This is a genomic window from Bradyrhizobium sp. USDA 4454 (assembly GCF_054822705.1).
In genome coordinates this window covers 2,283,029-2,304,576 of sequence record NZ_JBTRCN010000001.1, presented here as the reverse complement: position 1 = coordinate 2,304,576, position 21,548 = coordinate 2,283,029, and the positions used below count along the sequence as shown (strand labels likewise).

General features: G+C 57.6%; 17 protein-coding genes and 2 pseudogenes. 5 read left to right on the top strand and 14 right to left on the bottom strand.

All coding sequences use genetic code 11. The features are described 5' to 3' along the window. Window positions 1-74: 74 nt before the first annotated feature. From hxsC to hxsA2, 4 genes are read right to left on the bottom strand one after another with little or no spacing between them, the layout of a single operon-like run. Window positions 75-1,277 (bottom strand): His-Xaa-Ser system radical SAM maturase HxsC, encoded by a 1,203-nt coding sequence (gene hxsC, locus ACVIW0_RS10415; protein ID WP_461352238.1) that lies wholly within the window; start codon window positions 1,275-1,277, stop codon window positions 75-77. Then, a complete protein-coding gene (gene hxsB / locus ACVIW0_RS10410) occupies window positions 1,274-2,722 on the bottom strand; it encodes a His-Xaa-Ser system radical SAM maturase HxsB (RefSeq protein WP_461352237.1) in 1,449 nt (482 codons plus the stop codon). The genes hxsC and hxsB overlap by 4 nt, the downstream gene beginning before the upstream one ends. 17 nt (window positions 2,723-2,739) lie before the next feature. Continuing rightward, entirely contained in the window at window positions 2,740-3,054 is a 315-nt protein-coding gene (locus ACVIW0_RS10405; protein ID WP_461352236.1) for a hypothetical protein, read from the bottom strand. A 19-nt stretch (window positions 3,055-3,073) separates the two neighbouring features. Beyond that, window positions 3,074-3,352, bottom strand: coding sequence for a His-Xaa-Ser repeat protein HxsA2 (gene hxsA2, locus ACVIW0_RS10400; protein ID WP_461352235.1), 279 nt, complete (start codon window positions 3,350-3,352; stop codon window positions 3,074-3,076). Window positions 3,353-4,356: 1,004 nt separating this feature from the next. On the opposite strand from hxsA2, the gene ACVIW0_RS10395 reads away from it, so the two are divergent. Beyond that, complete coding sequence (locus tag ACVIW0_RS10395) at window positions 4,357-5,037, top strand: hypothetical protein (RefSeq protein WP_461352234.1); 681 nt, start codon at window positions 4,357-4,359, stop codon at window positions 5,035-5,037. 196 nt (window positions 5,038-5,233) lie between these two features. Here ACVIW0_RS10395 and ACVIW0_RS10390 read toward each other — a convergent pair whose 3' ends face one another. Together ACVIW0_RS10390 and ACVIW0_RS10385 are read right to left on the bottom strand one after the other, a co-directional pair. Continuing rightward, a complete protein-coding gene (locus ACVIW0_RS10390) occupies window positions 5,234-6,946 on the bottom strand; it encodes an ATP-binding protein (RefSeq protein ID WP_461352233.1) in 1,713 nt (570 codons plus the stop codon). Further along, a complete protein-coding gene (locus ACVIW0_RS10385) occupies window positions 6,936-8,150 on the bottom strand; it encodes an SIR2 family protein (RefSeq protein ID WP_461352232.1) in 1,215 nt (404 codons plus the stop codon). The genes ACVIW0_RS10390 and ACVIW0_RS10385 overlap by 11 nt, the downstream gene beginning before the upstream one ends. A 353-nt stretch (window positions 8,151-8,503) precedes the next feature. On the opposite strand from ACVIW0_RS10385, the gene ACVIW0_RS10380 reads away from it, so the two are divergent. Next, the gene (locus ACVIW0_RS10380; protein WP_461352231.1) at window positions 8,504-9,784 is read left to right on the top strand and encodes a DUF2130 domain-containing protein; all 1,281 of its coding nucleotides are present in this window, start codon (window positions 8,504-8,506) and stop codon (window positions 9,782-9,784) included. A 468-nt stretch (window positions 9,785-10,252) separates the two neighbouring features. Here ACVIW0_RS10380 and ACVIW0_RS10375 read toward each other — a convergent pair. The 4 genes and pseudogenes from ACVIW0_RS10375 to ACVIW0_RS10360 all read right to left on the bottom strand — a co-directional run. After that, window positions 10,253-10,444, bottom strand: a pseudogene (locus ACVIW0_RS10375) (hypothetical protein); the annotation flags it as partial. Window positions 10,445-10,500: 56 nt separating this feature from the next. After that, window positions 10,501-10,908: pseudogene (locus tag ACVIW0_RS10370) on the bottom strand (IS5 family transposase); the annotation flags it as partial. A gap of 67 nt (window positions 10,909-10,975) precedes the next feature. Beyond that, a complete protein-coding gene (locus ACVIW0_RS10365; RefSeq protein ID WP_461352230.1) occupies window positions 10,976-12,244 on the bottom strand; it encodes a flavin-dependent oxidoreductase in 1,269 nt (422 codons plus the stop codon). After that, window positions 12,241-13,365 (bottom strand): ABC transporter substrate-binding protein, encoded by a 1,125-nt coding sequence (locus ACVIW0_RS10360; RefSeq protein WP_461352229.1) that lies wholly within the window; start codon window positions 13,363-13,365, stop codon window positions 12,241-12,243. Before ACVIW0_RS10360 ends, ACVIW0_RS10365 begins: the two co-directional genes overlap by 4 nt. Window positions 13,366-13,541: 176 nt before the next feature. On the opposite strand from ACVIW0_RS10360, the gene ACVIW0_RS10355 reads away from it, so the two are divergent. After that, window positions 13,542-14,480 carry a LysR family transcriptional regulator gene (locus tag ACVIW0_RS10355; protein ID WP_461352228.1) on the top strand — a complete coding sequence of 313 codons (939 nt, stop codon included), beginning with the start codon at window positions 13,542-13,544 and terminating at the stop codon, window positions 14,478-14,480. A 206-nt stretch (window positions 14,481-14,686) separates the two neighbouring features. On the opposite strand, the gene ACVIW0_RS10350 is transcribed toward ACVIW0_RS10355, so the two are convergent. The 3 genes from ACVIW0_RS10350 to ACVIW0_RS10340 form a co-directional block, all read right to left on the bottom strand. Continuing rightward, window positions 14,687-14,992, bottom strand: a complete 306-nt coding sequence (locus tag ACVIW0_RS10350) for a hypothetical protein (RefSeq protein ID WP_461352227.1) — start codon at window positions 14,990-14,992, stop codon at window positions 14,687-14,689. A gap of 189 nt (window positions 14,993-15,181) precedes the next feature. Beyond that, entirely contained in the window at window positions 15,182-16,216 is a 1,035-nt protein-coding gene (locus tag ACVIW0_RS10345; RefSeq protein WP_461352226.1) for a methyltransferase, read from the bottom strand. A 76-nt stretch (window positions 16,217-16,292) separates the two neighbouring features. Continuing rightward, on the bottom strand, window positions 16,293-17,492 hold the full coding sequence (locus ACVIW0_RS10340) for an ABC transporter substrate-binding protein (RefSeq protein WP_461352225.1): 1,200 nt from the start codon (window positions 17,490-17,492) through the stop codon (window positions 16,293-16,295). 155 nt (window positions 17,493-17,647) lie between these two features. Between ACVIW0_RS10340 and ACVIW0_RS10335 the strand changes: the two genes are divergently transcribed. Further along, complete coding sequence (locus tag ACVIW0_RS10335) at window positions 17,648-19,252, top strand: winged helix-turn-helix domain-containing protein (RefSeq protein ID WP_461352224.1); 1,605 nt, start codon at window positions 17,648-17,650, stop codon at window positions 19,250-19,252. 333 nt (window positions 19,253-19,585) lie between these two features. On the opposite strand, the gene ACVIW0_RS10330 is transcribed toward ACVIW0_RS10335, so the two are convergent. Beyond that, window positions 19,586-20,065 carry a MarR family winged helix-turn-helix transcriptional regulator gene (locus ACVIW0_RS10330; RefSeq protein ID WP_461352223.1) on the bottom strand — a complete coding sequence of 160 codons (480 nt, stop codon included), beginning with the start codon at window positions 20,063-20,065 and terminating at the stop codon, window positions 19,586-19,588. A gap of 152 nt (window positions 20,066-20,217) precedes the next feature. Between ACVIW0_RS10330 and ACVIW0_RS10325 the strand changes: the two genes are divergently transcribed. After that, a complete protein-coding gene (locus ACVIW0_RS10325; protein ID WP_461352222.1) occupies window positions 20,218-21,546 on the top strand; it encodes a Rieske 2Fe-2S domain-containing protein in 1,329 nt (442 codons plus the stop codon). The last annotated feature ends 2 nt before the right edge of the window (window positions 21,547-21,548 follow it).

Below are 21,548 nucleotides of genomic sequence, written 5' to 3'. Positions count from 1 at the left end.
ACGCAGCAAACAAGTACAACCGCTGTGAGGAAACCATTATCGATTTTCATACTCGTTCCCCAGTTCTGTAACCGCTAGTCGGCGAAGGAGGCCAATGGTTGAGAAGTAACCGCGCGTATGCCCCGGCTGAACCGCGGACGCCCGGTCGTGAAGAAGCCGCTGCAGGTACGCTTCTCGTCGCATCGGCCACATTCTTCGACAAAGCCATTCTTCCAGTCCGAAATCGACTGGAGTGCATATGGCCAGACTGACCTTGGAAGGAGACATTTCGGCAGGTTGTAGATCGATACGTTGACGCCGGCGGCACTCAGATGATCGACCGCCTTGGCAATCTCGTCACCATAGTCCACCGGATCTATCCAGAGCATGGCATCGTTTGCTATCGCAAAGCCCGTATTCTCAAGACCCATCAGGGCGACGTGATCGACGAACGGCAGATTGCGGGCAAGCCACCGGCTCGTGTCCTCAATAATTGGCGCGGTCAATGCATGCAGGACGACGCGGATTTCGACCCGTTGGCCCCGGTCCTTCAACTTCAGAATGCCTAGAATTGTTTGGTCGAACGCCCCTTTTGCCTGCACGACATGATCATGGACATGATCGACCGAGGCATAGACCGGAATGGCCGCCGTTAGGTTCGGATGGCCGATATCTCTCCAGGCATCGACAATCTGCGAGTCGGCGAACGCCCGACCGTTGGTCAGTACCTGGATGGCAGTCCTCGGGAGCCTGTCACGGCATTCCTTCAGAACAGCAATGAAATCTTCCCAATCCGACAGGGTCTCGCCGCCGGTGAACGTCAGCGCATGGGTCGCCGGGTCAATGAGTGAAATACTGTTCTTGATTTCACCGAGAATCCACCGGTCATCGACGTCTTTCGGCGGTTGCGAGCACATCAGGCAATAATTGTTGCACCGTTCTGTGACTAGGAGCGAATTGTGCGCCGAACTTCGCCGAAACAGGGTGCGAAATTTTCGCGACGCGTGATCGAACCCGATGACGTCGCCGTCCGCGAGATAGTCATATTTCTGCGAGACCGCTACCGACCGCCCTTTGAACCTCTCAGGTAGGTCGATCGATGCATCGGAAATCACAAAGATAGACGCCCAATCGGCCTCTGTTGCACGCAAGACTTCTTCCGGCGTTTTGACGAGCGCTAAGTCCGTCAAACAGCGTTCGGCGGTGCTATCGATCGAGCGGAGCCTGAGGACAGAACGTGGCTTGTCCGGGGAGAATCCAACGCTCTGCGATGCTGTGCCATAAAGAGGAAGCGTCATGCGGCGGCCCATCGTCGCAAGATGGCAGCATCTTCTGGAGAGCTTTCCAGAATATCCAGCAGCAGGCCCATGATGCCTTTTTGCCGTTCGCAGAACGACGATAGAGGCTTGATCCCCAGGGCGTCTCCCTGTGTGGCGTGATGATAGACCGGGTCCGCCCCGCAGTGGCTCTCATACACGCAAGTCGAACATTCGGGCGCACACTGCGTGAGCGAAGACGATATCGCCGCAATCAGCTTGTCCGACAGGATGAGCGAAGCGTAGCTGTCCTGATCGACGTGACCTAGTCGGAACGCCTCGTCGCCGGTCTCGGCAAGCATCCTGCCTTCGTCCGACGCGAAGACACTGCCATCATAGTTGTAAACTAGTGCACCAAGACCGGCGCCAGCTGGACTTCGCAAGTCGACGTAACCGATTGGGCGGTCCGAGAGCATCCGCGTGAGGAGTAGCGCAGCGTAGAACTCTCGGAACGGAGTGCCCTTCCGATTGATCTCAAGAACCCGGCGCAATCCGCGCTCGTAGAAGGCCAGCCACTTCTGCGCGTCATACTTGGCGAACTGCTTCGTCTTGATGGCAAAGCCAAACGGAGAAAGCGGGCGCAGGAAGATGCCATCGAGCCCCAATTGGAGATACTCGTCGATGATTTCATCAACGCGGTTGAGGCTCGCCTCCGTGGTGGTCATCAGGGCCCCGACGCCCTCGAGACCCAAGACCTCTCTGGCCCGCCGGATTCCCGCAACAGCCAGTTCATGACTGTTTCCGCCAGGCCTAGGACGGTTCTTGTTGTGCAGATCGGCGGGACCGTCGAGGGAGGTCGAGAGCAAGACGTTGTTCGCCTTGCAAAACTCGAGAACGGCATCGTCCAACAACGCCAAATTAGACGCGATGACGAAATCTAGCTTCTTGCCTGATCGCTGCTTCGCGGCCGCAACGATTCTCTTGATCAGCGGAAAATTGAGAAGCGGCTCCCCACCCTGAAATTCGATCTTGATGCGAGCTGCAGGACTGGCGAAAGCAATGTCCAACGCCCGCATTGCGGTTTGATCGCTCATGTCGAAGCGCGAGCGGTCGGTACTTTGACGCGAAACCTGACAGTAGGGACAAGAGTGTTCGCACCGCAGCGTCACAACGAAAATATGCAGCGGCGTCATCTGCTGCAGGAACGACATTCGGCTTCTAAGCCGAGCCGCCAAGAGCTGCCGCTGCGCCTGCTGGTTCGTTCCGGTAATCAGGTGAGACGCATAAGCCTTTTCGTAGAGCCCATCGCCTGGTCGAACTTCAAGGTCGACCAGCCTGTTGAGCTCTTCTTCCGTCAGGCGGACGAAATCGCCAACCATGTTAGCAACGAGATATTGATTTGCCCCCGTGCGCTCGAAATTGAACGGCAACAACGAAAGATCTTCGGTTGCCGCGCTGAAGCTTTCAGGAGGTAGAAACCGCGCCATGGTGCTCCGGCAGGATCTTATCCGGCGTCGTTGTTTTGGTTAGCAGCGAGTGCGCCGAACGCTAACGCGAGGATGACGTTCCGAACGCCTGCTGTTTTCTCGGCAACACGAGCCCGCAAATTCTCGTCGGCTACAAGATATAGAAACCGCTCTCGCAGTTCGTCAGAACTGAGCACGGCTCCCTTTTTCGAATCCGAAGAAGCCAGGTGGCAAACATAACGGTCGCCCAGCCGGTCAACCTGGCAAGTCGCCGTTCCGATCAGACGATAGATAGCTGCATCCAAAGCACCCAGGCTTTGGATGCTTGAATCAAACTCGACAACTACCTCCACCCTAGGCGCTGCAGGGAGCTTAGCGGCTGGAGACATGGGACGCATGGGAAGCATGCGATGCGTGAGAAGCATGCTGCGCAACCACGGTGCCGTCGGCCTGCTTCGTCATCACGAACCCGAGCAGGTCTTCACCTACCTGGTAGTGCCCGTTGGGCTTGAGCTTGGCGGCGGTGTTCTCGGCAACCGCCGCGCTTATATCGTCGACAACTGTTTTCGCCTCAGCGCCCTGAACCGGAATCCCGGTCAGCGATGCAAGCGCAGCGCCCAGCGAAAGCACAATCTTTGATTTCTCAGCCACGTACCCCCCCAATATTGAATTTGCTCAATGAACAGGCATTACTACAACCTCGGAGGGTACGAAGTCCACAGCTCTATTGTCCAGAAATATCTTTTTGGATTAGTCAAAAGTCGCAGGGGCTCGGACCGAAGCTCCCTCGCCAAGCCAGATCTGTGAGCAATCGGGCCGCCGATCAGATCACGAGCACGCCGGCTTTGTCGAGCAAACTCGCCCGGCAGCGCAGTCGAAGCTATAACGTTAAGCTGAAACCGTCGCTTTGACTGTTACGGATGAGCAATGGACAACTTATTTGAAGTGACAATGGGACGTCGGTCTCTTCGGTGGGACGCGATTTGGCGCGTGGTAAGTTGGCTGCTGACGCCAGATGAGGGACACGGTTGCGGGTCGTCCATATTGCGTCCCTTTAGCGAATTTGCCTTCGGTGAAGCAGCGGCCGAGTGCTGGTTACGCTGTGAATACAGACTGCAGCACTTACATCCGCAAAATGGCAAGGAAAAGTGGCCCGATTTGGTGGCACTTATACCATCGCGAGAAAGCACCAAGTTCGTCGCAATAATGGATGACGTTGCGCTGCCTCGTCAGCGGGCAGTCGAAAAATTCGAAAACCTCAAAACGTACTACGCTCTCGGGAAGAGGGAATTTCCTTCCGCGGAAGTAAGAGTGATCGTCGTGACGAATACAAACGACCCCATCCGCATAAGAAAGTCGTGCGACGTTCTTGATCAAGGGCTGCCTGCAGCTGTCTGCCCTGACTGGTGGATCGCGCTTCCGCTAGGTACTTTAGGTGATTGGGTGAGTAATGCTCTTTCGGTTGAGCCGCCGCCCTCGACTAAGAACGCGCTACTATTGCAGGATTTCGTGTCTTGGACGAAGTCGTTGTCCTCTTAGCTTATATTCCTGGCCGGTAGTGTAGTCGCGTGGGAAGCGCATCGAACACATTGAGAACCGAATTATTACAAGCGCGGGACACCTATATCTGTTGATTTGACAAAGGAATTGCCTAGATGAGCGACCATGCTTTGGCGGGAAGCCAGCGTTGGCTACAGATTGCGGTGAACAACAAGCCTGACATTTTGGAAAGCGCGTTGCGGCTAAGTGGTGCCATTGGCCCCACTACTTCAGTTGTTTGGGCATCTCCTCTGCGAGACGACGACTTTCGCGAATACCGCGATATGACCGCCATCACCAAGGCGGGGATTGCCGCCCTCAACATGCCGCTCGCAGAGTTCTGGCCTGCGCGCGGACCGGTTTGGGATGCGGTTGGCGCTACCACCGACCAGATGCCAGTTTTTGTTGAAGCTAAGGCCCATATTCCGGAAGCTGCTTCGCCTGGATCGAAGGCGACACCACAATCATTCAAGCTAATCGAGAACAGCCTTGGTGAAGCGAGGAAGTTTTATGCGCCCAACGCTAAGGCAATCTGGACGAACCTGTTCTACCAATATGCCAATCGGCTCGCGCACCACTATTTTCTGACCCAACTCAACGGCCTTTCAAGCAGGCTTGTATTTCTATACTTCGTGAATGCTGAAGATATGTTGGGGCCGCCGTCTGAACAGGAATGGCACGGCGCTATTCGGCTCATCCACGCGGCTCTCGGGCTACCTAAGGACCTGCGGTCACGCGGCGTTTTTGACGCGTTTGTGGATGTGAAGCGGCTCCGGGATGATACGCAGAGCAAGTAGCCGACGGGCAAGTAACAGTGGCCGGGATGCCATTCCGCCGTGCTAGAAGCCGACTTCGCCGCAGACTTACTCCGTCTGCGACCAAAGCTCATCAGCTAGCTGAGCTCAGGAGAACCGGGATCAAAATAGTCCATGCAGGTCGCCGAAGCTGGCCTTTAATGCATGACTTTCACGGCCCCCTCCAATCTACTGGTTTTCATTTATCAACACCATGCAGCCATGTTTTCGACTCGACGTCTGGCAAATGCGGTCGTCGTAACGGTGGCGTCATCATTATCGGCAACGGCATAATCGAGTCGCCTCCGACGATCAGTGCTTCGCCGTCCCGCAGATTTGCGAGGAAAACAGCGGCAGAACCATCGAGGACGCCGCTCGCATTCACGACGACGGCCTGGTCACGCTCGTTGATCAGACGATGAACGACAAACATGCCTACTTGGCTCAGAACATCTTCGGGAATGTCTCGTGGACGTTGGGTCGCCAACAGACATGTGAGTCCATATTTGCGTCCTTCCTTTGCAATCAGACCAAACGCGTCGAGCTGAACCTTGTTGACGTCATCGCCCACTGTCTTGCTCAGGAACTGATGCGCCTCGTCCAGCGCGACCACAAGCGGCGTCTTATTGAAGGCGCCGTCTCGGGCCATACCGAGAAGGTGCCTGCCAATCGCATTCACGACAAGTTCACGGGTGTGATGCTCGAACGCCAAATACTGCAAGGAGATGCGAAGAACCGACGTGCTGTCGTCCGCCATGAAGGACCTAATAACGTCCGTAAGGTCTTCCATGTAAGCGGGCGGCGAGAATATCGGCGCGAGATGGGGAGAAATGACTGCGCTTTCCACGCGCATGCAAAGCGTGACGCACCCGCTATGAGAAAAGTCGTGGACTGCACCGTAGTGCATTTTACTTGAGCCCATCGGAAGGACGCATTCATTGAGTATTTGCCGGCTCAATTTGGTGATGTCATAATTTGCGGAGGGCTCACGGATTGCAGTGTCGTGCTTCAACAACGCCCTGTTGATGGGTTGCTTCGCTGCGTTCAACTTGATCAGGTAGCCGTCCGCATCCGCCAGCGTCGGTTCGATCTGAACAAGTTTTAGACTGGTAAGCGCGTCTCTCAGTTTCGGCGCCTGCACGCCCGGACTGGGTTGAAGGATCGCAAAAACATCGATCTCACTGAGATGCCGGTAGGGGAATGAAACAAAGCGGCGGAGATCGTCGGCGCCGCTTCTCTGGCCGCCCAGATGGACGTGCTGCGCCATGTCACCCAAGGAGTGATACTCGCCAGTAGGATCGAGCAGAATAACTTTGCCCTTGCGCACAGATATCTGCTCAATGAGCCGCGCCGTCGACCAGCTTTTCCCGCCTCCCGTCGATCCCAGCACGGCACAGTGCCTGCCGAACAGCGAGGCCGGCGATAGCGCGATGCCCGTCTCAGGAGCGCCGCGCAGATGTCCGACGACGATGGGATCCGCGGCTTTGCCCTGCGTCGCAGCGATCACGAACCGCATGAAGTCCGGATGAGCCAGATAGACATAGTCGCCGATACGAGGCACTTCCGCGATGCCGCGGCTCGATTTCGAGAAATTCAGGTCAACGGAGCCTAGCAGCCTGACGACACCGATAGGGTTAGCGACTTCATCGCCTTCCTTCCGCTCTGGCTCAACGCTGAGGCGGTCTCGATCTGGCAGCTGAATCTCGACGATTCGTCCAATAACAGCCGCCGCATAGGATTCGATAACGACGAACTCGCCCACCTGACCGCGCGTAACTCGATGTCCGGCATATTGCGAGGGCGCTACTTCGGTTGCAAAGGGCAGATTGACGCGCACAATCGCCGGCGAGACGAGCGAGACAGAACCCAGATAGCGCGAACGCTCGAACGGATTGGCAAAGCTATTTGCCAAGGGACGCCCCCATTCTCCGGACGCGCTCATTGTGGCGTTCGAGCTCTGTTTCAGCCATCGCATCGGGAATGACCGTGATCAGATCTTCAAACTTCGCAGCGACGAGCGCAATGCGGCCATCGCCGCTATCGATGAGCTCGCTGAAGGCCTGAATGTATTTGTTTCCGCCAGCGGCACTCAGTGACTCAGCGTTGGGATCGGCGATGACGATATTCAAAGCGAGATTGCCTTTGAACGCGCCAAGTATCGGCTCGGCAATATGCTTGTCATTGAATCCGAAGCCAGCGATCAGGAGCGTTGTATTCGGCGCTCTAACGGCAGCCTGAAACGTGCCCATCATTTCGATGTAGGGCTGGCTGAACGCCATCTCGTATTTCGTCGATTGCGGATAGATCAGAAGTGGCGCTTTGGTTCCGATTTTCTTGATAATTTGCCCAGTGTTCTTGTCGAACTCCCAGTCGATAGATCCATGAAGCTTGTGGAGGTGGAATAGGTTCTCAATAAAATCCGATTTTTCCTCGCCCGTCGTCCTGCGCACGACGTCGAACGCGAACTGCGAGGAATCGAAGATAGCCTCGCTCGCAAAGGCAAAGCCGTCCACGACGACGAATGCGGACTTTTGCGCAGCCTGCTCGAAGCAACGGTCATAGTTTGTCGTGAACAGCTTGACGCGTGACCGCCGCGCCGATCGCCGGGCAACGCGTCTTAAAAACGCCTCGTGTTTGGACAAATCGGTGTCGCTGGACAGAAAGTCAACCTTGTCTCTGATGACGCCTTCGGCAACAGCCAACAGATCCGATATTTCCGTTGCTTGCGAACCAAGCAGAAAGTCCGAAGCGACTTTTGCGCGTGAAAGTATGTATTCAAGGTCGCTGTTATCCGAGGGCACATTGGAGAGCGCCAAAAAATGAGACCACCGGCCGCCAGCCGCTTTGTACTTCGTGTCGGCGACATCAAGATCGTCGAACGCCTTCTTTGTGTGAGTAAGAAGGTCGCCCATGGTCGGCGCCAGCCTGCGGGTGCCATCGGTCACGCAAAGCGACGTTCCAAGGCCAGCGAGAATAACTAGATTCTGCGCGCGCACAGCACCGGACATCACGCGTCGAACGTCGGCTAGTCCAGGGTCTTGATCGGTCGGGTTCGTTGCAGAGACATCTATTTCAATCCAGGCGCTTCCCGTCTGGATACTCTTGATCTTCATCATCTGCCCTGGGGGACCCTACAATTTTGCTTGCCGCTAAGACGACAGCTTCAATCTGGAACTGCAACAACGGCGTAACACAATCGCCTGTCATACGGAAGAAGTTGGTACCGTTCTTGTTGCTCAATGCGCTCGCTTTTCGAAGAACCCATGCGTTTGCTGGTATAGCTCGCTTATGCATTGCTGCACTGACTGCGGTGAGACCGGTCAGGCTTGTTTTTTTCCTATCAGCCGCAGCCCGGGCTTCTCGGCAAATCTTGCCCGTACGCATGCTTTCTGGGGATGACACCGCGTGGCCGTTGACCTAGGTACGACCTTCAGTCACAATGGAACGAATAGTGAACAGGATTTCCAGTATGAGCGGCCACGTCCATGAGCCCCATATCGTTTGCCCCAAGTGCAGCAATCAGATTGCGCTGACGAAGTCTATCGCGGCTCCCCTACTCGAGGCTCAGCGACGCGGATTTGAAGAGAAGCTCATTGCGCGGGAGGCCGAGTTCAATCGCAAGGCGGACGAGCTGAGACAGCAACAGGACGAGCTTGCCAAGGCACGAGAGAGCATCGACGAGCAGATCAATCGGCGTCTTGAGGTCGAGCGGAAGCAGGTTGTCGCGGCCGAGGCCAAGAAGGCTCGGGAGCAGGTCGCAGACGATCTGAGTGCGATCAAGCAACGACTTGCGGAAAGCGAGCAGCTCCTAGAAGCGCGCAATGCTAAGCTGGCCGAGGCTCAGCAGGCTCAGGCCGAAGCCCTCCGTAAGCAGCGGGATTTAGACGAAAAAGCGCGCGAGCTGGAGGTCACCATTGAGAAGCGCGTCCAAGCTAGCCAAGCCGAGCTGGTCGCAAAAGCGCGCCAAGATGCAACCAGCGAGCTAAAGTCTCAAGTTTCGCAAAAGGACGCCCAGATCGAATCGCTGGGGAGGACCGTTGAGGAACTGAAGCGCAAGCTCGAACAAGGTTCGCAACAGACTCAGGGCGAAGCCTTTGAGCTCGAGCTTGAGAGCCTTCTCAGAGCCAAATTCCCGCTCGACTTAATTGAGCCCGTCGCAAAGGGCGAGACAGGCGGCGACATAGTTCACACGGTGAATGGTCAGATCGGTGCGGCAGCTGGCATAATTCTCTGGGAGCTCAAGAACACTAAGAATTGGTCGGACGCGTGGCTTCCAAAGCTCCGCGACAACAAACGAGCGGCCAAGGCCGACGTAGCGCTCATTATCTCTACCGCGTTGCCTAAAGGCGTTGAATCCTTTGACCTGGTTGACGGGGTTTACGTGGCCCATCCGCGATGTGCAGTGCCGGTCGCCCTCACGTTACGCCAAGGTCTTTTAGAGGTCGCCAGCGCACGCACAACGCAGGCCGGTCAGCAGTCTAAGGCCGAGCAGGTCTATCAATATCTGACCGGTTCCCGATTCAAGCAGCGAATTGAAGCTATCGTCGAGCGCTTCAAAGACATGCGAGAAGATATCGATAAAGAGCGCAAGTTCATGGTGAAGGCCTGGGCCAAGCGAGAGGCCCAAGTCGGCGCCATGATCGAGTCGACGGTGGGCATGGTGGGCGATCTGCACGGTATTATGGGTCAAGCAATGCCTGAGATCGTCTCGATTGACGAGCCTCCGATGCTGGAGGGTAGAGCCGCTTAGGCGGACCGATCGCAACTCTGGGCGGATTTAGATCTAGCTATTGCGTTCCTCAAGGGTCGCACCTTGTGCGGCTCGAAGAGGTGAACCTTTAAGTCTTACGAAATCCTATTAGCCCGCGAACTAACACCACTCTCCTTGTTTGCGCCTGCGGCCCGGACACGGCGTTGCGCTCCGAACTTTTCGGTCGACCGGATGACGGAGCAATACCGAACCAGGTTTGCATACTCATTTTGACAGTCGATTCGAAACTATGATTACGCTCGAATCGCGCGACCCGAGCTTGTGACGGTCGATGATGCTGCTGTTCGGCAGTCTGGCTCTGTGTCGGCATCCTCCTGGTACGTGAGCTGGCCAAATACGATCAATCATCAAAGATGGATCTCGCTCGTACGAAACTGATAAGCTTTCTCTCAAAAGCTTACTAGTTGCCGCTTACTTCAAGCTGATTGCACGAAGAAACTTCGGCCATTATCGAAAGTGCTCGCGTCGCCTAAAGCAATCACGCTTGTATAGATCTATTCGACCGCGCTCCGTCGTACCATCAGGGCGTTGGCGTTCGACAACGCGCTCAAATACGTAGTCGTTAAACTGGTGACTGGCCGATGCCGGATCGGGGACTGGTGCATTGATCACCTCGCACAGCTCTCGCAAGAACATCGAGTAATTCGAACGCTCTTGACCACCCTCACGATCAGACCATCGTTGTACAAAGGCTTCAGCCGCACCGGCAGACCGTTGCTATCGACCACCGCATGAATTTTGCTCGTTAGGCCACCGCGGGACCATCCCATCGATTGGCGTTGGTTCCTTGTGATGCAGGCCCCGTGCTGATGCACGCGGACAATGGAAGTGTCTATCATCTGAACAGCGGCGTCATGGGCAGCGGCAAGCGCGTCGATGATGCGGCCCCAAACGCCAGCTCGGCGCCAACGGACGAAGCGGTTGTAGCAGGTGGTGTACGGACCAAACATGTCGGGCAGATCGCGCCAAGGTGCTCCAGAGCGCAACACCCAGAAGATGCCATTGAGGACACGACGGTCATTTACCCGAGGAACGCCACGCGGCTTGTTCGGCAGCATAGGCTTTATGGCAAACCATTCATGATCAGCGAGTTCGTAGCGCATGATTCGAGCCCCTCAGTTTGGAAGCTTGAATCACAGCAATCGGGCCCGACGCAACGCTTCTTGGAGCCTAACTTAGGGGATCACGACGCACGTACGACGGCCTAGTGTTGACGGTTTTAACGTCGAGACCCGCTGCCGTGGCAAACGAAGTGACGATTGCGTCGAGTTCGTTGCGCGAGATCAGGTCGTTGATCCTTTCAAAACCCGTGGGTGCGCGTTCTTCGGCGAGCTGCAGGGCCGCTTCCGGCCCGAGGTTTCTGTTGCGCAAGATGAGGTCATTCATCGTGGGCCGGCGCTCGGCATCGTAGCGCGCCAGCGCCCCGGCGACATCTACGGTTTCGATCAACGCCCTGGTCAGCGCCCGCCCATCGAGGATGGCCTGCGAACCAGCCTGGCTGCCGATCGGCTGCATCGGATGGGCCGCATCGCCCAGCAGCGTCACACGGCCAAAGCTCCACTCCGAAACCGGATCGCGATCGACCAGCGGGAACTCATAGATGCTGGGTGACCGCTCGATCAGCGTCGGCAGATCGAGCCAGGGAAACCGCCAGTCGCCGTAGGAGGCGAGCACCTCTTCCTTTTCGACTTGCCGATTCCAATCCTCCCGCGGCGGCACCTCATTAGCCACCGTCATCTGGCAGATCCAGTTGGTTAGCAACTTGCCGTCCGCGGCCTTGCCGATTGGGTAGACGACGATGCGTCGATGGGAGTGCCCGGCGATAACCATGGTCCGGCCGTCGAGGAAAGGCTCGGCTTCGATCGCCGCGCGCCACAAGATTTGCTGCGCGAAGCGGGGCTCGCCCTCGGCCGGATAGAGCTGGCGCCGCACCGCCGAGTGGATGCCGTCGGCCCCGACCAGGATATCGGCCTCATCTGTCAATTCCGATCCGCGATCGCGATCGGTAAAGCGGACCGCGACCTTGTCGCCGCGCTGCTCGAATTTCGAAAACTTCAGTCCGGTTCTGATATTGCTGGCTCCGATGCGCTCGCCCACGGCCCGGAGCAGAAGGAGCTGCAGCTGTCCGCGATGGATAGAAAATTGCGGCCACCGGTATCCGGCGGCTATCCCTCGAGGCTCGCTGTGAATCAGCTGTCCGAACTTGTTGTAGAGGTTGAGTCGCTGTGTGGCAATGCCAACGGCCGAAAGCATTTCGCCAAGTCCAAGCTCGGTCAGCTCGCGCACCGCAGTCGGTTGCAGGTTGATGCCGACGCCAAGCGGCGAGGGATCGCGCACGGCCTCGTAGACTCGAACCGCTATTCCAGCCTGATGCAGGCTGAGCGCAAGGCTCAGCCCGCCGATGCCGCCGCCGGCGACAATGACTTGCAGTTGCTTCATTTCACCGCCGCCACGCGGGGATCACGGACGTTGCGGAAGGTGTCGAACTCGACATTGCGCAACTCGCCATCGACCTTCTCGACCTTACGGATATAGATGTTGTGCACTACTTCGCCGCTGTTCCGATCAATCGACATCTCTCCGCGCGGGCTCTCCCAGCTCATGCCCCTCATCGCCGCAACCAGCATCTTGCCGTCGGCCGAGCCGCCGGTCTTCTTCAACGCCTCATAGACGAGATGCATGCCGTCATAGCCGGAGACCGCCATGAAGTTAGCACGCTCCTTGGTTTCCCGCTGATAGGCCTCAGTGAACGCCTTGTTCAGAGCGGAGGCGTGCGCGGCCGAGTAGAAGTGAGCGGTGACGGTGCCCAGCATGGCATCGCCCATGTTCTGCAAGGCCTCATCGTCGGTGAGATCGCCGGGCCCGACCAGCGTGATGCCGGCCTTATCGAGGCCACGTTCGACGAATTGTCTTGCGAAGACCGCGGCTTGAGTCGAAGGGATGAATACGAATAGGGTCTGTGGCGAGGCTTCCTTGACGCGCTGCAGGAAGGGCGCGAAGTCGGGGCTGCGCAGCGGCACGCGAATCGCTTCCGCGACCTGGCCGCCGGCGGCCTTGTAATTGTTGGTGAAGGTCTCTTCCGCCTCGAGGCCGGGCGCAAACTCGGTCACCAGCGTAACGGCCTTGGTCAGCCCTTTCTTCACCGCCCAGTCCGCCATGATTGCGGAAGATTGCGCTAACGTGCAGCTCGTCCGCACATAGAAGGGCGACTTCTCGACGACCGCCGTCGTGCTTGAAAGCATGATCACCGCCGGTTTCTGCGCTTCTGACAACAACGCGGCGCTCGGCATGAGGTCGGCCGTCAGGCCGCCGCCGATGACGTCGACCTTGTCGTTGACGACGAGCTCCTGGATCAGGCGCTTGCCGGTCTCGCCGGAGGAGGCGTCGTCTCTGACGATCAGCTCGATCCGCTTGCCGGCCACCGTGTCGCCATGCTGCTTGATGTAGAGGCGGGCGCCCGCAATCACCTGCTGGCCTGCCGCCGCGAGCGGGCCGGTCATCGGCATAACCATGCCGATCTTGATGGTGTCCTCCGCGGCCGCGCTAGCCGCGGCGGCCATTGAAATAGCGAGAACGGCAGCTCCGAGCACGCACTTTCCAGGCATCGTTATGCCTCCATGAAGCATCGGCCTCTTTGAATCGGGCGGATCGCAGGTTGAAATCCTGCCGCGATGCGCTGTAGCTTGGAAGTCGAACTTTTGGACATCCGTGTAGCCCGTGGACTAAGGGGGCTGAAATGGACTGGTCGGACCGGATCGGCCGCCGAATCAGGCTGCGCGATCTTCATGTCGTCCTTGCCGTGGCGGAGGCGGGCAGCATGGCCAAGGCTTCGCAAAAGCTCGCGATCTCCCACCCTGTCGTATCCAAGACGATCTCCGATCTCGAACATACGCTTGGCGTAAAATTGTTCGATCGCACATCGCATGGGGTCGATCTGACCGCCTATGGCGAGGCGCTGCTCAAATGCGGCGTGAATGTTTTCGACGAGATGCGGCAGGGCCTCAAGCAGATCGAATTCCTCACCGATCCCTCGTCCGGCGAGCTCTCGGTCGGCTGTCCCGAAATTATGAATGCCAGCATCATGCCGGCGATCACAGAACGCTTGCTGGGGCAACATCCCGGCGTGCAGCTGCGGGTCATCCATGCCGACATCGCGCTGGCGCAATTCAATCTCTTGCGCGAGCGCAAGGTGGATCTTCTGATCGGCCGGATGCCGGAGCCGTTCGTCGAGGACGATCTGGTTTCCGATCCGCTGCTGGAAGAGCCGTTTGTCGCGGTGGCAGGGACGAACAGCCCTTGGGCGCGCCGGCGTCGCGTCGAGCTGGTCGACCTGATGGGGGAATCCTGGGTGCTTCCGCCGCACGACAGTACGCCGGGCGCGATCATCTCGGGGCTGTTTGCGGCCAGCGGATTGAAGCCGCCGCGGCACGCAGTCGCGACGCTTTCTATCCAACTGACCACCTCGCTAATCGCGACCGGCAAGTTCGTCGGCATCCTGCCGAACTCCGTGGCCCGTTTCAGCGCGGCGCGCGTGGGGTTGAAGATCCTGCCGACATGTATTCCGGCCACGCGTTATTCGATCGCGATCATCACGATGAAGAACCGCAGCCCGGGGCCGTTAGCGAAGCTCTTCGTTGAACATGCGGCAGCTGTGGCGAAATCGATGTCGCTGTAGTGCCGAGCCGGTGGTCTTGCGGTCAGAGGCGGACAGCTATCTATTGGTTACTAAGGTCGGCCATTGGCCCATCGCGACATATTGCGCGAACTCAGCCGCTACTGGATCGAAGCGGGCATCGCGTTCGTTCCGTCACGGCGCTGAATTTATGGATACACGGCCTCGTTCTCATGAGGTTAAGCAGGCGTGCCTGATTGAAGCACCGCCTAGAGAACGCCTAGCGCCGCGGCGCTGTCCCGGTCGGCTTGCTTTTGTCGGACAATCGCGAGCTGTTGGCTGCACACAGCAAAATCGCTGGTGTCAGTGCGGATACCGAACTTTTCGCAGAATGCCACGTTTTCAGCAGTTATCTCGCGATCAAGTTGGATTTTTGCCCTGGCGCGCATCGCGGGTGCGGCGACAAGAGCGGCGTACGCACCGAACGCCAGCAGCACCACAATGAATACTGAAAATAGTTGTCGCGGATCTACCCTATCCTTATTGCCGATAGCCTTAGCCTTGACATCGGTCATCGTGGAGTTCCTCTCAAATGGCTTTCAGGACGAAATATTCGCAGTACGGTTTTTTCGTCCCTAAGGACCTAGCCCTATGCGCCAGCGCCCGTTGAGGTTGTTCAAGGTTACGCAGGCATTACGAACTTCCGTAGGCCCGGGCGGGGCATGCTGCTGAGTTAATCCGCGCTTCCTTTGGAATCGGCCGAGCTAACGTAACCGATCGTCGAGTGCGACCTCTGCCTCAATCACGTTAAAATGGCCGGCCGGATAGGTTGCCTTATGGACGAACCCGCTTTGGTAAAGCAGTTGAATGTATTGCTTCTCTGTTCTTTCACGTCCTCCTGGGCCGCGAAGCATATTGAGATCGCTCAAGGCGCACATTTTGTGACCGCCATCAACGCTCGGGATTTCCGGCATCAATCGTTCAACAAGCAACAATGATCCCGCTATTGGCAGGGCCTTGCGGCAATTGCCGAGGATGGTCACGCTCAACTCATCGTTCCAATCATGGATGATGCTCTTCATGATGATGGCATCGCCGATTGGCGGGATCGCGTTGAAGAAATCGCCGGCCAGGAATTTGACGCGATCGCCAACGGCCAGTCCCTTCAAGTGATTGGCCGCCGGCTCGGCGCATCGCGGAAGGTCAAAGATAGTGCCGCAAATGTGCGGATGTTGTATCGCAACGGCTCCCAGAAGCTCGCCTGTGCCCCCACCAATATCCATGAGATGGGCAATCTTGCCAAAATCGTATGCTTGAATGATTGCCGGCGTCACAATACGAGTGATGTCCACCATAGCAGTGTTGAACATCTGAACCTTTTTTGGATCGCGCGCCATCAGATCGAAGCTGTTTTCGACTCCAAGGAGCTGTGCGGAAGTCCTTCCTGTCATGATCGTTTGCAACAGGCCGGTCCATACTTGCGCCAGAAGGTGTCCTTCGAAGATGGTCCACCCCTTCAACGACGGCTCGGCTGTACCATCGAGCAAAGCTCCCAATTCGGTCAATGCATATCGACCCTCCCCGCAAGCAGCACAAATGCCAATTGTCGTGAGTGCCGTGAGCAATCGACTGAGCGCGTCCTTGTTCGCCCCAGTCCGTTCGGCGAGTTCACCAGCGGTTCGCGGTCCGTCGCGCAGAAATTCCGCGAGGCCCAGTTTCGCCGCGACATAGATGATTGCTGTGACACGGTGTGATTGGATAAGGTCCAACAGTTTCCCGTGAGCCGCGGTCATTGCCATGAACTGATCCTTCCAATGAACTACGTGCTTCACGACGGTCCTTGCAAAGTGCCGTAGTTGGCAGGACCAGCAACTGTCAGTCGCCACCGATCTCATCGAGCAACAGCCATCTCGAGCCGTCGAAGCGTGCCATCCTGGCTTTTTTCCATCCAATCCGCGCCGATGGAGAGATGTTGATCGTAACGCCAGGCAGGAACATCGGTAGTTGCAACCCGCGGATGTTGGTCGCCTGATGGATGAGATTCTCGCGAGAGAGATCGTCACCGCAATTCGTCAGTACCTCGACGATCATCTGAGCGGTCGCGTATGCGAAAACCGAATTATCGATATCCTCGTTCGGTGCCCACTCCTTCATGAAGGCGCGAAATTCTTTCATGCCAGTATCGGCGTCCCAGGCCGTGTCTTCCGGCGACTTCAGCCAGAGCGCCGTGACCGCGCCGGTTGATGCGGCAAGACCTGCCGGACGGAGAACCGAGGAAATGCTGCTGACTCCGGACAGCAGTACGTGTTGGACCTTCCACCCAAGCTCGTGCGCCTTGCGGATCGCTTGCGCTGCGAATTTTGGATTGGATGCATGAAACAACGTATCGGCGCCAGAGGCCTTGAGTACCACGATTTGTGAATCGATCGACGGCTCCATGACATCGTAGGCGGCCTCTCCAACGATCATAGTCGAAGCTCTCGATCCCAGAGCAGCCCTGAAGCCAGCCAGAATGCCCTTTCCAAAATCGTCATTCTGATAGATTACGGCAATCTTTGCGCTAGGCTTGGCTCTCAGCAAATACTCTGCGTAAAGCCCGCTCTCGACTGGCTGTGGCATCATGAATGTGGTTGTCCATGGCAAGTTTGTCGGGTCGTCGAGTTTCGGAGTACTTGCTAGGAGAAGGATTTGGGGGACTGCCTTGCTGTTGAGATATTTCGCAACCGCGAGGCTGGTGGGCGTTCCAAACGACCCAACAATCGCAAGAACGCCATCGCCCTCCACAAGTCGCCGCGTCTGCTCCACTGTCTTTGGCGGCGAGAAATGGTCGTCGAGGGACACAAGGGTCACTTTGCGACCGTTGATGCCGCCGGACGCATTGATCATTCTCAAGTACGCCGCTTCGACCCGGCCAAAACTGCTCAGATTCGAGAGAGGTCCGCTGTACGGTATCGTTTGGCCGATCCTGATCTCGGTATCGGTGACGCCTGGACCGTATCGCTTGTCTGCCCCCTCAACCGAGGAAATGCTGAAAATTGAAACACTTAGCGCGACAAAAATAGCCGGACGAATCATGGAGGGCTGCCCTGCATTGACTGCGTTTGGCGGATCGCTTGTCGGATAGGTTTTGCTCTCCCGCGCCGCAGGATGATGCTGTACGATTGCCGCTGCGTCACGAAATTCGGCCGATATTTGGCCGATATTTTCCGAAATGGCTCCGCGAGGCGCTCTTGTTCAAGTCATCGCAGCCTTCGATTGTTGTTGGCGACCGGACGGTCGACTTGGCCCGCGAACTGGTGCTCGACGGACGCGGCGACATCGTGCCGTTGCGTCCTCAAGCTTGGTCGGTGCTGCGGCTCCTCGCGCAACGCGTCGGGCGCCTGGTGCCCAAGAGCGAGATATTGGATGACGTCTGGCCGGACTGCGAGGTCACGGAAGATTCTCTCGTCCAGGCCATCGGCGACATCAGACAAGCGCTGGGAGACGCGGGCCGATTGGCCCTAAGAACATTGCCCCGTCGCGGCTACATGCTGGTCGTACATGAGGAGCCGATCGACAACTCGGTTTCATCCAGCGTTGCGACTTCGTCGAGCCCGGACAATATTGGAGAACCGTCAGCTTCATCTTCGATTTCACGCTTGTCTATCGTTGTTCTCCCGTTCGCAAATATTGGCGGCGATCCTCAGCAAGAGTATTTCGTCGACGGCGTGACCGACAGTCTGACCACCGACCTGTCGCGCATCGCCGGCGCGATCGTCATCGGCCGCAGCACCGCGTTCACCTTCAAGGGAAAAGCGGTGGACGTTAGGGAGATCGGCCGTGAGTTGAATGTCCGTTATGTGCTCGAAGGGTCGGTGCAACGCGGCGGCAACCGCTTTCGCCTGAACGTCCAGTTGACCGACACGGAAACTGGCACCCAGCTATGGGCCGAGCGCTTCGACAAGGCGGCTGCTGACTTGCTGGACATGCAGGATGAGATTGTATCCCGGTTGGCTAACGAGTTGAACGCCGAACTCATCAAAGCCGAAGCGCGACGCGCAGAACGGTCGCCTCGGCCAGACGCCATGGATTTATACTTTCAGGGCAGGGCCATCCTGAACACAGGAATAACCCCTGCGGCTATGGCGCGAGCGAGAGATTTCTTCGTGCGCGCCCTAGCTCTTGATCCCGACAATATTGAAGCAGCGGTTGCCGCGGCTCACGTCGATTTAGCGATGGGTTCAGCCTTCATGACCGATGACGGGCCCGCGCACTTCGGGGCCGCGGAGAGCGCGTTGAACAGCGTGTTGTTGCGTGCGCCCAATCACGCTAGAGCCCACATGCTCCTCGGCGCGGTTCAAATTCGGACAAACCGCGCTGCCAAGGGGATCGCTGAATGTCGGCGGGCGCTAGCGCTCGATCGGAATTTGGCCGATGCACATGGGTTCATCGGGCTTGGAAAGCATGCGCTGGAGCGCGTCGAGGAAGTCGAAGGGCATATTCAAGAGGCGCTGCGATTGTCCCCGCGCGATGCGCGTGCCTTTCTTTGGTTCATGTTTGTCGGGATGGCCAAGTTGACGACCAGCGCAGACCTTGAGGCACTCGATTGGCTTCGCCGGAGCATTGAGGCCAATCCCAATCACGCGCTCTCCCACTTTCACTTGGCTGGCGCGTTGGCCATGATGGGGGAGCTCAAGGAAGCACGATCGAGTGCCGGAGCTGGACTGGCACTTGATCCCAGCTTCACCATTCGTCGATACCGTATCAGCGTCTTCCTGTCCGACAATCCGGCATGGCTTGCCAAGCGAGAGCGGTTCTACGAGGGGATGCGCTTGGCCGGCGTGCCGGAGCAGTAACGCCTTCGCCGCGTAAAATCGGCTTTCAGTGGAACATCGCCGGACGGCCGGAACTGGGTGATCGCGACATGTTGTGCTGCTGCACAAATTTGTTGGTTATCCAGCATCGCACCTCGTCGCTGGATTTATAGGTACACGCCCTAGGCCGGTACAGGGGAACGTTGAAAGATCTTGGGGTTCCAGTCGTACGAAAGCGACTTCTGTTGTGGAAGATCGGAAGCGAGCGCGATATTCGGCGCAGCGATCGCAAGGTTGGGGCGGGTCGCGAATTCGGCCACGTTCGCACCAGCCTTCGTTGGATGTTGCTTCGAGACTTGCCGCACTTGAGGGCAGCTATAAGAATTTCTCTCGGCCCTTCGCTCTGATCTCGGTCTCCAGTTGATGATCGAGCTTGTCGAGGCTTCGCCTCAGAACCTCGACTTCGTGCGAGTCGAGCGCAGCCATGAGCTTACGCTCGACGCGAACAACGAATTTCTCAATTTCCTTGTAAACCTTGCGGCCCTCGGCCGACAATCTAAGGCTGGCGCGCCGTCGATCGGCCTTGTCGAGATCTCGATGAATGAGCCCGCGGCGCACCAGCAAATCAATGGCCCGGGCTACCTTGGAGGCATCCGACGAGGTTAGCGTGGCAAGCTGCGCGGCAGTCAGAGGCTGATGCCTGGAAATGACCGCGAGGCTTCGCCAGGCCGGCATCGTGAGCTCGTAACGTTCTTCATACATGGGGGCGATGAAGCTACCCAGCCGCGAAGCGATGAGACCAAAACGGTATCCGGTCCAATTCTCAAGTGGGAGGATCGTGCTGAGTTTGTTCAAGAAGATTTGCTCGCGATGTTGGGAGTAGAACCATAATGGGTCGTGCCGTACCTCTCAACCCATCAGGCGTTCACAGGCCGCGTCATTGACGCAGGGTCGAATTATTTGCATAATGAAAATAATAACTAATCAAGAAAGCAAGGAGGATCGCTATGTCGAAATCGACTGACGGCCAGGATCTGACGCTGGTTGGCCCAGGCACGGTCATGGGTGAGATGATGCGGCAATACTGGATTCCCGCCGCCCTCTCCTCGGAACTACCGGTCGACGGCGAACCGATGCGCTTGATGCTGCTCGGCGAGAAGCTGATCGCCTTCCGGGACAGCTCCGGCCGAGTTGGCGTGCTGGACCATCAATGTCCACACCGCTGCGCCTCACTGTTCCTTGGCCGCAACGAGCACGACGGCATCCGCTGCGTCTATCACGGCTGGAAATTCGACGTTGAAGGCCGCTGCCTCGAAATGCCGAACGTCCCTCCCCCGCAGGATTTCAAGGAAAAGGTCCGTGCAAAAAGCTACAAAGTGCGCGAATGCGCCGGCCTGATATGGGTCTATATGGGCGCGCGCGCCGAGGCACCGCCAATGCCGATGCTCGAGGCGCTGTTCGTTCCCGAACAGGATCTGACGGTCACCATTTTGCAGCGCGAGGCAAACTGGCTCCAGGGCCTCGAAGGCGACATCGATACGTCGCATTTCGGCTTCCTGCACGCGGGACACATCAACCCCGACGATTTCGAGGAAGGCCATCCAGCCCGGCACACCGTCTCCAACCGTGCACCGGAGTACAAGGTGACCGAGACCGATTGGGGAACGATGTACGGTGCGTTTCGGCCGGAAGCGAACGGTCAGATGCACTGGCGCATGGCGCATTTCTGCCTGCCGTTCTGGACCCAGACACCGAACGCCGATTTCGCCGACCATGTGGTCGCGAAGGCCTGGGTGCCCATGGACGACACCCACACGATGCTGATCTCGATCTATGGCGGCCACGCCAAGGGCGCGACCTACTCGAGCTCGAAGTTGAAATCCGGCGGCGGCATCCCGGGAGCCGACGGTCTCGAGTATCTGCCCAACACCACGGACTGGTTTGGACGCTGGCGTCCGGTCCAGAACATCGGCAATGACTGGCAGATCGACCGCGAGGCTCAGCGCACCAACAAGATCTACACCGGCATCCGCAACATCGTGATGCAGGACCAGGCCGTCACGGAAAGCATGGGACCGATCGTCGATCATACCAAGGAACATCTGGCGCCGAGCGATGTGATGATCTCGCGGACGCGACGGCGCCTGCTCAACGCGGCACGGGCATTCGCCAATGACGGCACCGTGCCGCCCGGCGTCGACGATGCCGAGGTGTTCTTCAACGCGCGCGCAGGATCATACTACGCGGACGCGAAGACCGACTGGCTCGAGGCCTATCAAGACAAGTTGAAGACCGCCATTCGCTGGAGCGCGCCGAACCAGCAGGCGGCGGAGTAGCG

Bases quoted from the DNA above. Each gene is read 5' to 3' on its own strand.
- hxsC (WP_461352238.1), bottom strand. From the start codon at position 1,277: ATGACGCTTCCTCTTTATGGCACAGCATCGCAGAGCGTTGGATTCTCC.
- hxsB (WP_461352237.1), bottom strand. From the start codon at position 2,722: ATGGCGCGGTTTCTACCTCCTGAAAGCTTCAGCGCGGCAACCGAAGAT.
- ACVIW0_RS10395 (WP_461352234.1), top strand. From the start codon at position 4,357: ATGAGCGACCATGCTTTGGCGGGAAGCCAGCGTTGGCTACAGATTGCG.
- ACVIW0_RS10385 (WP_461352232.1), bottom strand. From the start codon at position 8,150: ATGATGAAGATCAAGAGTATCCAGACGGGAAGCGCCTGGATTGAAATA.
- ACVIW0_RS10380 (WP_461352231.1), top strand. From the start codon at position 8,504: ATGAGCGGCCACGTCCATGAGCCCCATATCGTTTGCCCCAAGTGCAGC.
- ACVIW0_RS10365 (WP_461352230.1), bottom strand. From the start codon at position 12,244: ATGAAGCAACTGCAAGTCATTGTCGCCGGCGGCGGCATCGGCGGGCTG.
- ACVIW0_RS10360 (WP_461352229.1), bottom strand. From the start codon at position 13,365: ATGGCCGCCGCGGCTAGCGCGGCCGCGGAGGACACCATCAAGATCGGC.
- ACVIW0_RS10355 (WP_461352228.1), top strand. From the start codon at position 13,542: ATGGACTGGTCGGACCGGATCGGCCGCCGAATCAGGCTGCGCGATCTT.
- ACVIW0_RS10350 (WP_461352227.1), bottom strand. From the start codon at position 14,992: ATGACCGATGTCAAGGCTAAGGCTATCGGCAATAAGGATAGGGTAGAT.
- ACVIW0_RS10345 (WP_461352226.1), bottom strand. From the start codon at position 16,216: ATGGCAATGACCGCGGCTCACGGGAAACTGTTGGACCTTATCCAATCA.
- ACVIW0_RS10340 (WP_461352225.1), bottom strand. From the start codon at position 17,492: ATGATTCGTCCGGCTATTTTTGTCGCGCTAAGTGTTTCAATTTTCAGC.
- ACVIW0_RS10325 (WP_461352222.1), top strand. From the start codon at position 20,218: ATGTCGAAATCGACTGACGGCCAGGATCTGACGCTGGTTGGCCCAGGC.